Origin of the sequence: Belliella baltica DSM 15883 (assembly GCF_000265405.1) — a bacterium.
Classification (GTDB): domain Bacteria; phylum Bacteroidota; class Bacteroidia; order Cytophagales; family Cyclobacteriaceae; genus Belliella; species Belliella baltica.
In genome coordinates, this window is record NC_018010.1 from 301,186 (window position 1) to 315,657 (window position 14,472).

Consider the following 14,472-nt stretch of genomic DNA (forward strand, 5'->3'; position numbering starts at 1 on the left):
ATTTTAGGGGATTTTGATTGTTTAACAATAGTGTTTTGCAAACTTTACCAATTGGCTGATATGGGCAAAAAAAAAGCAGTACGATGATGTACTGCTTTGAAATGATAGCTCAATTAAACTAAAGGTCTTTATCCATATATTCTTCAAGAGAAAACTTAAGCTGGTCTAAAAATGAAGTTCTGGAACCACTTCGGGTTTTCATTCTATGGAAAGCGTGGTGCAGGTCGCCGAGAGGAATACGGAAAAGTATTTGAAACATCAGACTAATTTTTCGGATACCGATTTTTCCGTGAGAAATTACACCCGAAGCATAAAGGGCATATATCAATTCGATTATAGCATTTTTGGTGTCGGTCCAAAATATATCTTTGGAACTTTCCGGCTTTTGCAATATCACATCGGGATTTTCATCGGGATTAATTTTTGTTAGCAGATAGGTGTAGAGCAATTCATTGGAGATAATCCTTGCAGTTTTATAATCGAAGAAAGTCGAGAATTCCGGATCTATTTCAAATACGATGCTGTTAAGCCCATCGTGGTAGTTAATGTTTCCACGTTTGAAGTAAGTATCATCACGGTCTGTCCGTCCTGAGCGGTAATATCTGTAAAAATCCGAATTGCAGAGGTGTTCAGTGTATTCCCGTTTAAGATTTGCCAACTGTCCAGAAAAATAATTATAATACATTTTACCGTTACTAACAGGGCAAGTGGTTTCAATGCGATATATCTTATTATAGTAAATCAGCTTACCAAGTATTTGGGGTTTAATAGAACGAAAAAAACGGATTTCTTCCTCATCGTTTTTAAACCCTTCCTCAATAAGGTATTTCTTAACTGAACCTAAAAGATCCTGAAGATACAGGGTCATTTCGTAAGCCTCATCAATCAATCTTTTGCTTTGTGATAAAATCTTATCCTCCTTATTGTGAATTTCTAAAAGGATTTTGTCTAAAGAATATTTCATAGCTAATAAATTTTGTGATGCTTGCCAAATTTGAGATTTGGTTTACATCTAATTAATTCACAAAATTTCAAACATTTAATGATAATAATTCCACAGTTTCACCCCACTGGGGAGAAATTTTTTCTAACGATGAAGACAAAAGAACCATCAAAATTCCTAAAAATTATAATAGTTAGGTCGTGAAAAGGAGTTTTAAATCACATAGATTTATTATATTTGCTAGTGATTTACAAGGAAATTAAGTAAAAATGAATGCAATGAGCACCATTACTAAATCGTTACTTGCAACGATTTCCAACAGTGTAAACCCCTCTATTTAAGCTACTTTTTGCGACATTAATCTTTTTAAATTAAAAAAACATCTCATAAAGCCTCCTTAATCTATGGTCAAGCTCCCCAATAGTAACAAGCCCATTGGATCTAAAAAACTCTTTCCCTTCAAAATAAACCATGATTCCTGGCACAGAAAGCATTCTCAATTGTGCCGCTAATGCTCTGTTTTGCTCAGCCTCGAGGACGAGCATCTCCATTTTGGGAAATTCTTGCTCAAGCAATTCCTTGACCTTTGGGAAAAGGGTTTTGCAAACACCACATTTGTCTTGATAAAAGTAAATTAGCGTAGCAGGATGATTTTCAAGTAATGCTTGAAATTCTTCCATTGATATTTTTTCTGTTATTTCCATTGAAAAGTATAGTTAGCGATCAAGTTGATATGGACTAGGTTAACTTTATTATAAACCCATCCTGGGCGTAGCTGATCATTATGTAATGCTAATTTAGTCATAATTAGTGCATGAAAAATTAATCCTGCCCCCCATGATTTGGGAGTATATTTAGCTCCAATATTTCCTTGGGTATAGGAAGGGAAAGCATATTTATTAATTGAAAATGTGTTGGGTCTAGGAAGAAAATGCATTCCAGCATGTCCATAAAGTAACAATCCTTTCTCTCTAAATACCTTCTCGTAATAGGCCGTCATTGCAGTAACCTCGCTAAATCCTTCATTCCGTTCCCTTGGGATAAAGGTAAAAAATGGGTCTTTACCCCACTCTCTTGGACTGAGATATCTCCCTTTGCCCCCGATATAGGTAAAGTTAAGATGCCAACTAGATTTCGGATTTTTCATTCCAATTCGCGTACCTACAATCCAATTTTCGTCAAAAGGATCTTTGTATCTTAATGCTGGATTTTCATTCCCCCCATTTTTAATTCCGTGTTGGAACATGATTTGAAGTCCAGAGACCAACTTTTTTGAGTCTGTCAATTTCCAGTCTCTTTGGAATTGAGTAAGAAATGTACTTGAAATATTTTGTACATATGTATGATTAAATTCAAAAGAAAAAGCATCTTCTTCCACTACATGTTTCCAATCAAATACTGTCACAAAATCACTACTCACCTTACCTTGATATGCCGATGGATTCCCGTCAGTATCCAATCCTATGGGATACAAACCTATCGACTCTCCTATCCCAAACCATGATGCAGTAGATCTAGGGGAAATCCTAGAAATATAATTTAGCGTAGCTGTATTAAATTTATCAGGAATAAAATTAATAATAAGCCCCTCAACAAATGTTGGAGACAATCTACCATCTTGAGGATTGATTAAGGCTGTATTAATTGGCATCCTCCCAGCGGCAATGGATAAAAGCTCGGTATTGAACTTGAATTGAAATTCTTCTAACCTTCCGAAATAGTTACGCTCTAAGTCCGTAACGTCTAATAAACCAGACTCATACCTATTCCTACCACCTGTAACAGGATCTCTTGCAATCAAATCAGAGCTTAATATTTTCCCAAAAACAGCATACCTCCCAGCAAAGGAAAATCCTTTGAATTTTGGTGTTTGCACTTTTGCATATGCTGATTGTGCCCAAGCAAAGTCATTTTTGAAATCATCATAGTACGATGTGGACATAAAGAAACTTCTCGTTCCTAAAGTCCACTTGAGCTTTTGGCTGGATTTAAGTGAATCTGAATTAATTTGACCAATCGATACCGAACTCCACAATAAGCCTATGAAAAAAATAAGTTTTTTCATTTCAAAACAGCCACAGCTTTAGCTTCTCTGATGGGCTTGAATGGACCAAACTTATGTTGATCTTCTGTAAATTTATCCGAAAAAGGCCCAAAAGGATGATCTATCGGTTTCTTACTGATATCAGGCCAATCATTGGTAATATCTTTCTTTGGTCTAGCCATGGAGTTGACATAAGCTGCTACATCCCATGCTTGCTCATCAGTCAACATCGGCCTTTCATAGGTAGCACCTAGCGGCATATTGGCTTTCACATATCCTGCAAATCTTGACATTCTATAAAGTCCCGCTCCATCATTGTAACTCTGGTCTCCCCAAAGTGGCGGATAGGTATAACCTAAACCATCAAACCTCGGCATACCCTGACCATCTTCCATATGGCAAGAAACACATTGGTTATCATAAACTCTTTTTCCTGCAATTGGATTTGCTGGTCTATCAAGGAATGCTAACTCATATATCCCAACACCTTTAGGAGATTCTCCTTTTGGAACACCTTTTCCAAGCCATTCCATATAAGCTACCATTAAAGTGACTAGCTTAATAAAAGGTTGGAATGATTCGTTCATAATTTCGAGGTTATCATGCTTACATAATTGCATTTTTCAAGATTCGAAAAATGTGATATTTCTCACATGAAACCATTGAAGTTAAAAATTTTTTACTTGATTAAGATAATATTTCCAAATCAAATTGGGACAAAAGCAAAACATAAATCACTTTACAGCTTCGCAAAAACTTGAACACGAACACTGACCAATAAGGTAATTCCCAATCCAGTCAAAGCAATCAAAATAAATGATGTTTTCAAACTTGATAGTTCAGCAATAAAACCAATCAACGGAGGTCCGATCAAAAACCCAAAGAAAGAAATGGTAGAGACTATGGCCAAAGCCACCCCAGGTGAATATAATTCAGACCTTCCCGCAACACTGTAAGAAACAGGTATCACAGAGGCTACACCAAGTCCGACGAGTAGAAAACCAATGATAGCAGGCCCAGTAATTGGAAAAAAAACAGAAATTAGTAATCCTGAGAAGATCAAAATCCCACTTCCGCGAAGGATCACTAATCTCCCAAATTTATTATTCAAACGATCTGAGATAAACCTTCCTGAAGCCATCGCTGCCATAAATGAAACATAGCCAACAGCTACATAACTTGGATGAACTTCGACTACTTTCTTGAAATACACTCCACTCCAATCAAACATACATCCTTCTGCCAACATCCCAAGAAAAGCAATTGCACCAATTCTCAACAGGAGACTATCAGGTCTCTTCAGTACTAAACCTCCATCAGCTTTTGGATTTTCTTCTTTGACCAAGAAACCTTGAGAAATAACAATGATAAGCAGTACCATAAATGATACCAGCAGGTAATGGAATTTTGGCACAATATCAAAATATATCATTCCTGCTCCAATTCCTGCTCCCGTAAATCCTGCTAGACTCCACAAACCATGAAAAGAAGCCAAAATACTCCTCCCATACATATCTTCCAAGGCAAGAGCTTGAGTGTTCAAAGAAATGTTCATCAAATTTCCTATCATTCCAAAAACCACAATAACAGGGATCAAAGTCCAAATGGTGGTGCTGAACCCAATCAGTGGAAGAAAAATCATATAACCCACAGCACCAAATACAATCACCATTTTACTCCCGTAGCGATGCACGAGCCACCCCGCTAAAGGCAATGCCATCAAAGATCCGATTGGAAGACCTAACAAAAGTGTACCTAATTGAGATTCTGAAAGTTCGAATTTGGCCTGTACATCGGGAATACGAGAGGCCCAAGAAGCAAAGCATAGGCCTGCCAAAAAAAATAAACTGCCCAAAGCGGCTCTTCTCTTCTGCAATAAAGTCATAGGTCTGGATAGGGTGAATTTCCAATTGAAATTTACTACTTTATCCTAAGAGAATAGATAAATAAATTTGTCTAATTTTCTCTTGGTATTTCAATCGATTGAAAAAATGCAAATGCATGGATGGAAGGTTTTTAAGAACAAAAATAAATCAGCAAAGTTACTATACAATGGAATTTATAATCGCAGGAAGCATCGTATTAGCAGCTATTTTATTAATCAGAGTAGTGATCAAAAGAGTGTTTGGCTAAAAAAAGCCACTCCAAAAATTAGAGTGGCTTTCACATATTTGTTTAAGCTTAAAATCGTTTAGTTTGGCAACTTGTCAGAAAACTTCCCATATACCCAAGTACCTGCAATCGCACTTAAAAGGGTAACTAGGATGACGGTGAACCCACTACCTATCTGAGCAAACAATGGCCCTGGACAAGCACCAGTCAATGCCCAGCCTAGTCCAAAGATGAATCCACCAATGATCTGACCTTTTCTAAATTCTTTTTTGGGGATATTTACGGTTTCACCCTTCATCGTTTTGATATTGAATTTTTTGATCAAAAAGATGGATAAGGCTCCAACTGCGATCGCTGATCCAATCACTCCATACATAAAGAATGATTGCAATCTGAACATCTCTTGAATTCTAAACCAAGAAACAATTTCAGCTTTGACGAATACAGTTCCGAATAGAATACCAATGATCAAGTATTTCAACAATCCATCTTTACTTTCCTGCATATTAGGCGCTTCGCACTCTACAGGCTGTGTATTTTTTATATTTTCTGCTACTTTCATTTTCATTCAAATTTTAAAATCCTACCATTTTCATCAAAGGTTCCAACAATACGTGAGTCATCAAGAAGCCACCCACCATAAAGAAGATCGTAGCTACAACTGATGGCCATTGTAAAGATGAAATTCCCATAATTGCATGACCTGAGGTACATCCATCAGCGTACCGGGTTCCAAAACCTACTAGAAAGCCTCCGAATACGAAGAAAAGTAGGCCTTTTCCAGTCAATAAATTTTCCCAAGAGAAAATTTCAGCAGGTAATAACTTTGAATAATCCGTAATTCCTAAAGCAGCTAAATCTCTTTGGGTTGATTCCGCTACTACGATAGCATCTGGATTTGAAATGAAAGTTGTTGCAAAAAAACCACCCAAAAGTACTCCTACCACGAATACGATATTCCACATTTCCTTTCTCCAATTGTAAGTAAAGAAAGGGATATTTGCAGGCACACACATGGCACACACATGTCTCAAAGATGACGAAATCCCAAATGATTTATTACCTACTAGCAATAAGATTGGCACTGTCAGCCCGATCAGTGGACCTGCCACATACCATGGCCAAGGCTGGGAAATCCATTCAATAAATTGTTCCATTTTACTTTATTAATTTTAGTTATTTGTTTTTTTTATTTGATTTTTATCATTTGAACTTAACTACTGCATCATCCTAAGTATCAAAACCTATAATCAACAATGAAGTTTAAGTTCCACATGTCTACTCTATTGATCTTATTAATATCTGAAAGGCTATTTCTTTCTTTAGCAGATTTATTGACTGCTAAAAATTGCAAATTGAGCCCTTCTAAAGAATTTTTAAATCTATACTCGTGCATGCCAGTAAAGTGATAATAGGATGGAATCCCATATTTATTTGTGGTAAACGAAGTCATGGACGAGTGATTAACTAGACCCGCTCCCATTTGCACAAACAAACCATCTACCGGCGTGACTAAGTCATATTTGATTACATAAGCATTCATTCCTCCTGCGCCTTCGTACCGCTCCCTAGGCATACTTGCAAAAAGCTGCTCCCTTCCCCATTCTCGTGGGAAAAGAAACCTCCCTTTATCATTAATCCCAAGATAATTGAAAGAAAGGTTATGACTTCCTTTGAAGAAACCAACTTTAGCACCGACTCCTGAGGCTTTTTCATCTGGAAGGATATAAGCTAATTGATTATCGGGATTTCCTCCTTCATTAATAGCAAATTGATGGAATCCTTGAACTCCCAAGTGCAATCTTGTGCTTTTTGAGGTAAGTTGAATGTATAATCAACTTGTCCAAAGCTCATATTAAACACATTTTCGGCAGTATAATTCCATGTTTGCACTGTCAATCCTTGATCATGATATTGCAAACCCAACAAACCAATTCCTTTTGAACTAATCTTACCTTTATAATTGGATGGCTCTCCAAATGGATTTCTACCAAAGCTATACACTCCAAACGAGTCACCTACATCATACCAATCTACCGTACCTCTGATCGTCACTTGATTGATCCACATTGCAGTAGCTTTTAATTTTAGGCCCGAATAGGTAACTGATAGTCCTTGGAATACATTAGGACGCATCCGATTGTCTTGAATATTAAGAAGCGGCGTAATTATTTTTTGCCTACCTAAAACAAACTTGACACGATTCTTACTGTAAGCTAAATAGAACTCTTCAAGTCTATCCAACTTATTGGTATTGCTTATATCATTCATGTCATAGAGCAATATTTCATACCTATTTCCTCCACCAGTAAGAGGGTCAGCAATTCTAATGTTATTTTCAAATACTTGATAGGTAAAGAATCCATTGAATCTAAATTGAAGCCCATTCCACTCAGGACTAGTGTATCCAATACCTGCGCCAGCAGCAAGTGTCGCATAATCTACGATCTCGCCACTATTCATTGTGGACATCAAATAGGATCTGAAATGAAAATCAAACTTTCCATTTTTCAAATCTTCTTTTAAAGATGGCTTTTCCACTTTTATACTATCCTCATCATTACTGAAAGAACTTGCTAAGGCAATCCCATTCTGCATAAACAGAAAGATCACTATCAAAACTCTATTCATATTCAAAATTGACTAATTCAAGCTTGTGAAAAAGTGACAAAAATCACTTAATCACTTTTATAAATTGAAAATGGCAAAGCCGAAGCTTTGCCATTTGGTGATTTTAATCAACTCTAATAAAGCAAATTCTTTTACAATAGAGTGGAAGGACAAACGTACTCACTCACATTGAATTTCTCAGATTCCTTCAAGGCTTTGAATCCACCTTTGATATCAATCAAGTTATCATATCCTCTTGCCTTAAGAATGGATGCAAAAATCATTGATCTGTATCCTCCAGCACAATGAACATAGTAAGTCTTGTTCTTATCCACCTGAAGCATGCTTTCATTAATATAATCCAAAGGAGCATTTTCAGCTCCAATAATATGCTCACTGAGGAACTCACTGTTTTTCCTAACATCGAGGATATTTACATCCCCTTGATTTTTTTGTAATTCAGCAAATTCATCTACTGTCAAAGAAGTAAGTGTATCGACTTCTCTTCCGTCTTCTTTCCAAGAGTCAAATCCCCCATCTAAATATCCAATGGAATAATCATAGCCAACACGAGCAAGTCTTGTAATGACTTCTTCTTCCATTCCTTTGTCTGCTACCACAAGAATCTCTTGCTTTAAGTCAGGAATCATTGCACCTACCCACACAGCAAAACTTCCTTCTATACCAATGTTGATAGAATTAGGGATAAATCCTTTTGCAAATGATTGAGCATCTCTCGTATCCAAAACAACTGCACCAGTTTCATTTGCTGCTGCTTCAAAAGCCGCTGGAGAAAGTGGATTCACCCCTCTTTTCAAAACTTCGTCAATGCTGTCATATCCTTGGATATTCATCATGACATTTTGTGGGAAATATGCAGGCGGAGGTGTAAGTCCTGTAATAACTTCTTTGATAAACTCTTCTTTGGTCATCTCCTGAAGCGCATAGTTTGTCTTCTTTTGATTCCCTAAGGTGTCAGATGTCTCCTTACTCATGTTCTTACCACAAGCAGAACCTGCTCCGTGAGCTGGATAGACGATCAAATCATCTGAAAGAGGCATGATTTTATTTCTTAATGAATCATAAAGGTGACCAGCAAGTTTCTCTTGAGTCAAATCTGCTATTACCTTTTGGGCTAAATCTGGACGTCCAACATCTCCAATGAATAAAGTGTCTCCCGTGAAAATAGCTTCTTCTTTACCCTCTTCATTGTATAATAAATAGCAAGAACTCTCCATCGTATGACCCGGAGTGTGGATCAGCTTGATTTTTAAGTTTCCTACTTTGAATTCCTGTCCATCTTCTGCAATAATTGCATCAAAGCCTAATTTCATTGCCGTAGGACCATAAACTATTGGCGCACCTGTTTTTGCAGACAAATCTTGATGTCCTGATACAAAATCAGCATGAAAGTGGGTTTCGAAGACATACTTAATCTTCGAATTATTTTTTTGAGCTTGATCGATATAGGGCTGTACTTCTCTCAATGGATCAATAATTGCCGCCTCACCATTTGATTCGATGTAGTATGCACCTTGAGCTAGACAGCCGGTATAAATTTGTTCTATTTTCATATTCAATTTTTAATTATTTCTAACATTAAAGATGCAACAAACATAAGTTGCAACGTGAAATTACAGCATGACTTTCATCACATTCAGACTGTTTGAGGAATATTTTGATTTATTATATTCACCAATTGATGCGCAGGTTCCACTCCAGACTGCCTCCACAATACTTTTCCTTTTTGGAAAAGTATTAAAGTAGGAACACCCCTTACTTGAAAATTACTTGCTGCCAATTGATTTTTATCCACATCTACTTTGATGATTTTTACTTTATCACCGACTTGCTTAGCTGTATCTTGTAAAATGGGTTGCATCATTTGACAAGGTCCACACCAAGTGGCAAAGAAATCAACCAAGACAGGTTGGTCTCCAGATATCAACTCATTGAATGTTTTGGCTTGTGTGCTCATGATCTTTACCTTTAAATTACATCACAAAATTAGAATTCCTCGATTCAAGTGACAGTAATTTTTATCACAGAAGCTTAAAACGTGTTAAAATTCCAAAGATTAGTGATTATTTGTTTATTTTCGCCCGACACTATTATTTCAAAAACAATGCTTGATTACAAAAAGGTCAATAATCTGACAGGATGGCTGGTTGCACTAGTCGCCACTTTAGTTTACATTTTGACTGTAGAACAGACCGCCAGCTTTTGGGATCCAGGAGAATTTATCGCAGTTGCTTACAAACTTCAGGTACCCCACCCTCCAGGAGCTCCTTTCTTCTTACTGATTTACAGGATGTTCGGATTCCTTGCAATGGGCGATGGACTTCAAGTGGCTTATTGGATGAATGTGGGAAGTGCTTTATTTTCTGGATTTACAATTTTGTTTTTATTCTGGTCTATCACATTGCTTGGAAGAAAACTTTTCAAGATGAAAAAAGGTCAGGAAAGTAAAGGAGAGACAATCAGCTTAATGGGGGCTGGTATTATCGGCGCATTAGTTTATACTTTTTCAGATAGCTTTTGGTTTTCAGCTGTAGAAGCTGAAGTGTACGCCATGTCTTCTTTCTTTACCGCCATCGTGATTTGGGCATTTCTGAAATGGGATGTCATCGAAGATCCAAGGGAAGAAAACAAGTGGTTGATTTTTATCGCTTATTTGGTTGGCCTTTCGATCGGTGTCCATTTGCTCAATTTGGTTACGCTGCCTGCATTGGCTTTGATTTATTATTTCAAAAAGTACAAAAACCCAAATATCAAAGGGGGAGCAATTGCTTTACTTTGTGGTGGAGTTGCCTTGATTATCATCAATAACTTGATCATCCCAGGACTACCAAGTCTTGCTGGGTCGATTGAGATTTTCTTTGTGAACAGCATTGGTTTGCCGTTTGGATCAGGGATTGTCTTTTTTTCTGCGGTTTTCTTAGGCTCCTTGATTTATGCAATTTTATACAGTATCAAAAAAGAGAAAGTCATCCTCAATACCATTTTGCTTTCATTGACTTTTGTCTTGATAGGATACAGTTCCTATGCGCTGATTGTCATCAGAGCAAATCAGGATCCTGTAATCAATGAAAACAATCCCAGCGATATCATCAGTTATGTCTCCTATCTAAAAAGAGAACAATATGGCTACAGACCGCTTCTTCATGGACAGTATTTCACTGCTAAAGTTGAATCTCAAGAAGATGGAGCTCCAATTTACCTCAAAGGAAAAGACAAATACGAAATCGTAGATTACAATACTATTACAAAATATGAAAAGAGTAAAACCACTATTTTACCTAGAATTTACTCTACACAAGAACGACACAAACAAATCTATCGAGCAAAACTTGGATTGAGTCAAGGTCAAGAACCGACATTCAGTGACAATATCTACTTTATGCTAACCCATCAATTGGGACATATGTATTGGAGGTATTTTATGTGGAATTTCTCTGGCCGAGAAAGTGACTACTCAGATGCTCCTTGGTTAGGAATCGCAGATGCATTCAGTGACAAATTCCCAGATTATATCAAAGAAAATAAGGCGCATAACAATTATTTGATGCTTCCTTTAATTCTAGGATTGATCGGTATGTTTTTCCAAGCGAAAAAAGATCCTAATTCCTTCTACGTAACCTTAGGTTTATTCTTGATGATGGGAGTGGTATTGATTCTTTATCTTAATTCCCCACCCGTGGAACCTAGAGAGCGAGATTATATCTACGTAGGTTCTTTTTATGCTTTTGCCATTTGGGTAGGATTTGGAGTCTTGGCACTGTCGCATTGGATTGGAAAACTGAATAAAAACCTAGCAGTTGCGGGTATACTTGCAACTTTGATCACTTTCCCTATCCCTTTATTGATGGCGACCCAAAACTGGGATGATCACAATAGACAAGGAAGATATTTCTCTGTAGATTCTGCAAGGAATTTCTTGGCTTCCTGCGAACCAAATGCAATTCTATTTACAGGAGGTGACAATGACACTTTCCCACTTTGGTACGTTCAAGCTGTTGAAAACTTTAGAACTGATGTCAGAGTAGTCGTTTTGAGTTATTTTGATACAGACTGGTATGTAGATCAAATGACACGTCAAGCTTACGATTCTGAAGCTTTACCTTTCTCTTTGACTTATGAAAACTACAGAAAAGGAACCAATGATGTTCTATATTTATATGAAAGAGAAGGACTTGAGGCAATCTCAGCTAAGGAATATTTGAGATTACTCAAAAACCAAAGTGATTTACTCAAACTTCAAGGTTCAAATAAGATAACCATCAACATGGTTCCTGCCAGAAATATCATTTTGGATATTGATGTAGAAAAAGTCTATAATCAAGGGTTGATTCCAGAAGGTATGGAAGCCTTGGTAACAGATCAGATGAACCTTAGGGTAAAAGGAGAATACCTCACTAAAGGAAATATGATGTTACTTGACTTGATCACTTCCAATAATTGGGAGAGACCAATCTACTTCAACAATACCTCGTTAGCCACAATCGGATTAGATTTGGAAGAGTATGTGGTAATGGAAGGGTTGACTTATAGATTACTTCCTGTGAGAAAGCCTCAAAATTTCAGAGCAGAGTTAGTCAATGCTGAAAAATCATACAAACATGTCATGGAAGATTTTGCCTTCCGAGGAATGGATAATCCAGACAATTACTTTGATGATGAATTCAGAAGATTTACTTCAAATCACAGGAGTGCTTTGAATAGCATCGCTATTGCACTTCTAGATGAAGATGAAATTGAAAAAGCTGCAGAAATCTTAAATTTTGGTATCGCCAAGATGCCAAATGAAGCAATTGCCTACGATCTAGCAAGTGGACAATCTGTTCCTTTGTTCTTCGAAGTTGGTGAAGATGAAAAAGCGCTAGATATCGTTGAGAAAATGACTGTGAAGTCAATTCAACTTCTAGAGTTCTACTCCAAAACAAATCGGGAATATGACAGAGAAGCAATAATTTCTCTTGAAATGCTTCGCTACTTTGTCCCTCTTCTTGAAGAAAAAGGATACAATGATTTGGCTGCTGAGTTGAAAAGAGACCTAGAAAGATTCGTGGGAACTTCGAGAGACAATAGACTCGACAGAAGATAAGTAGCTAATAAAGAGCTTCATAGACGAAGCGAATGTTACAATTCAAACGAAGAGCTCCGTGTATAAACATGGAGCTCTTTGCTTTTGATTCAATTAATAAAACTTTGTGACCCTAGTGGACCATTAATGGCAAGAATTAACAAATTCCAAAAACTAAAAAAATATTTAAATCTACTTTTTGAAACATCTCTGATATTTAAAAAAACTTTTTAATTTTATTTTATGAAAAAATTAGTTTTAATGATCGCATTATTGAGTCTTGGATATTTTTCAAATGCTCAAACAGAAAAAGGAAAGTTTTTATTGGGTGCTGGCACTAGCTTTTCAGTTGGAGAGTCTAATGGCTATATGTCACTTGGATCTTCTTCCACTATAGTATTAAGTGATGGCACTACTATAGAAACGAAGAACTCAAGTATATTTAGCTCCAAAAGTTGGTTATTTCTTTATTGATAACTTCGCTGCAGGGCTTGATTTTGCTGCTTTTTTTTCAAAAGGAGAGAATAATCAAATAGGAAATACTTCATTAAACAAAACGAATCTATTCGCAATTGGACCATTTGCTAGACACTACTTTTCTGGCGAAAAAATCAAGCCATTTTTAGAAGTGAATTCTCTATTTGGAGTAAGAAATCAAGAAAGTGAGGTAGGTGCATCAACAATCGGGTATAAGTATTCAATTACAAATGTTGGTGGCGGTTTGGGCATAGCAATCTTAATTGGAGAAAGAAGCGCACTAGATATATTAGCTTCTTATAATTCATTCACCCTCAATGGAAATGAAGATAATCTTTACTCTAGCAAACTTTATAACATAGGAATTAAGGTTGGTTTCACTATATTTTTGAAATAGAGAAAAACTGATTAAATGATGATTTTACCTCTTTTTCTCCAATACATAAAATAGATCTAGCCCCTGATCAGGATGATCTACCAAAAGATAATCTTCATGGCTGATATCCGTCACAGCATTTCCCTGCTTCTTGTGAAGTTTATTCCTATTCATTCTATTCAGTACTTCATAAGGCCATCTCAAAACTGAAGCAGGCAGTTTGTGCTGTAAATTGAGCACATCAAATCGCATGATCTTATTGACTGACTTGCGATTCTCTTCATGGTAGCTCCAAACTTTATCATTTCCACCTATTCCCATTGCATTTACTTTATCAAAAATTTCTTCACAAAGTGTAATCAATTCTTTGGAGGTGTATTCTCTGATATGCCAAGGATTTCTCGATAAGGTATGTCGGATATTCGGAGTAGAGATGATTGCTTTCCCTCCCGGCTTGAGTACGCGATAGATTTCTTCCAAAAATAATTTATCATCCTCTATATGCTCGATCACTTGAAAACTCACCACCGTATCATACGTATTTGAAGCGATATTTTTAAAAGGTGGAATGACTGCTTGCTGAAATGCTACATTTGGAAATTTTGCTCTTAAAGAAGTAATAACTTCTTCGATTTTGTCTAATCCAAGATAAGAATCTACTTTCTCCAACAAAACTTCTACCCCTCGTCCTTCGCCACAACCCACTTCCAATAGATCGCCACTCACCATGGGTCTAGCAGCAATATATGCTTTGAGGAGTCGTTGGTGAATAGGATTATCACTTACCAACTTATCTGATGCAATTTCCGTTGTATAGGTAGCCATTT

Annotated in this window: 15 protein-coding genes; 3 read left to right on the forward strand and 12 right to left on the reverse strand. The window is 36.7% G+C overall.

Going from position 1 to position 14,472, the window contains the following annotated elements; translation table 11 throughout:
• Positions 1-118: 118 nt before the first annotated feature.
• From BELBA_RS01415 to trxA, 11 genes are all read right to left on the reverse strand, one after another.
• Entirely contained in the window at positions 119-964 is an 846-nt protein-coding gene (locus tag BELBA_RS01415; RefSeq protein WP_014770969.1) for an RteC domain-containing protein, read from the reverse strand.
• Positions 965-1,314: 350 nt separating this feature from the next.
• Positions 1,315-1,647 carry a thioredoxin family protein gene (locus tag BELBA_RS01420; RefSeq protein WP_014770970.1) on the reverse strand — a complete coding sequence of 111 codons (333 nt, stop codon included), beginning with the start codon at positions 1,645-1,647 and terminating at the stop codon, positions 1,315-1,317.
• The gene (locus tag BELBA_RS01425; RefSeq protein ID WP_014770971.1) at positions 1,638-3,008 is read right to left on the reverse strand and encodes a hypothetical protein; all 1,371 of its coding nucleotides are present in this window, start codon (positions 3,006-3,008) and stop codon (positions 1,638-1,640) included. Before BELBA_RS01425 ends, BELBA_RS01420 begins: the two co-directional genes overlap by 10 nt.
• Complete coding sequence (locus BELBA_RS01430) at positions 3,005-3,574, reverse strand: c-type cytochrome (RefSeq protein WP_425358378.1); 570 nt, start codon at positions 3,572-3,574, stop codon at positions 3,005-3,007. Before BELBA_RS01430 ends, BELBA_RS01425 begins: the two co-directional genes overlap by 4 nt.
• Positions 3,575-3,726: 152 nt before the next feature.
• Positions 3,727-4,872, reverse strand: a complete 1,146-nt coding sequence (locus tag BELBA_RS01435) for an MFS transporter (RefSeq protein ID WP_014770972.1) — start codon at positions 4,870-4,872, stop codon at positions 3,727-3,729.
• A gap of 306 nt (positions 4,873-5,178) precedes the next feature.
• The gene (locus BELBA_RS01445) at positions 5,179-5,661 is read right to left on the reverse strand and encodes a DUF6691 family protein (RefSeq protein WP_014770974.1); all 483 of its coding nucleotides are present in this window, start codon (positions 5,659-5,661) and stop codon (positions 5,179-5,181) included.
• 13 nt (positions 5,662-5,674) lie between these two features.
• Entirely contained in the window at positions 5,675-6,256 is a 582-nt protein-coding gene (locus tag BELBA_RS01450; RefSeq protein ID WP_014770975.1) for a YeeE/YedE family protein, read from the reverse strand.
• Positions 6,257-6,336: 80 nt separating this feature from the next.
• Positions 6,337-6,894, reverse strand: a complete 558-nt coding sequence (locus BELBA_RS19940) for a hypothetical protein (protein WP_052307601.1) — start codon at positions 6,892-6,894, stop codon at positions 6,337-6,339.
• Positions 6,831-7,730, reverse strand: coding sequence for an OprD family outer membrane porin (locus tag BELBA_RS19945; protein WP_052307602.1), 900 nt, complete (start codon positions 7,728-7,730; stop codon positions 6,831-6,833). The genes BELBA_RS19940 and BELBA_RS19945 overlap by 64 nt, the downstream gene beginning before the upstream one ends.
• Before the next feature lie 131 nt (positions 7,731-7,861).
• Positions 7,862-9,283, reverse strand: coding sequence for an MBL fold metallo-hydrolase (locus BELBA_RS01460; protein ID WP_014770976.1), 1,422 nt, complete (start codon positions 9,281-9,283; stop codon positions 7,862-7,864).
• An 83-nt stretch (positions 9,284-9,366) separates the two neighbouring features.
• Positions 9,367-9,687 (reverse strand): thioredoxin, encoded by a 321-nt coding sequence (gene trxA, locus BELBA_RS01465; protein WP_014770977.1) that lies wholly within the window; start codon positions 9,685-9,687, stop codon positions 9,367-9,369.
• A 147-nt stretch (positions 9,688-9,834) separates the two neighbouring features.
• Between trxA and BELBA_RS01470 the strand changes: the two genes are divergently transcribed.
• The 3 genes from BELBA_RS01470 (at position 9,835) to BELBA_RS18980 (ending at position 13,666) form a co-directional block, all read left to right on the forward strand.
• Positions 9,835-12,813, forward strand: a complete 2,979-nt coding sequence (locus tag BELBA_RS01470) for a glycosyltransferase family 117 protein (RefSeq protein WP_014770978.1) — start codon at positions 9,835-9,837, stop codon at positions 12,811-12,813.
• A gap of 222 nt (positions 12,814-13,035) precedes the next feature.
• Complete coding sequence (locus tag BELBA_RS18975; RefSeq protein ID WP_014770979.1) at positions 13,036-13,266, forward strand: hypothetical protein; 231 nt, start codon at positions 13,036-13,038, stop codon at positions 13,264-13,266.
• A gap of 154 nt (positions 13,267-13,420) precedes the next feature.
• The gene (locus BELBA_RS18980; RefSeq protein ID WP_014770980.1) at positions 13,421-13,666 is read left to right on the forward strand and encodes a hypothetical protein; all 246 of its coding nucleotides are present in this window, start codon (positions 13,421-13,423) and stop codon (positions 13,664-13,666) included.
• A gap of 24 nt (positions 13,667-13,690) precedes the next feature.
• On the opposite strand, the gene BELBA_RS01480 is transcribed toward BELBA_RS18980, so the two are convergent.
• Positions 13,691-14,470, reverse strand: a complete 780-nt coding sequence (locus BELBA_RS01480) for a class I SAM-dependent methyltransferase (protein WP_014770981.1) — start codon at positions 14,468-14,470, stop codon at positions 13,691-13,693.
• Between the last annotated feature and the right edge of the window lie 2 nt (positions 14,471-14,472).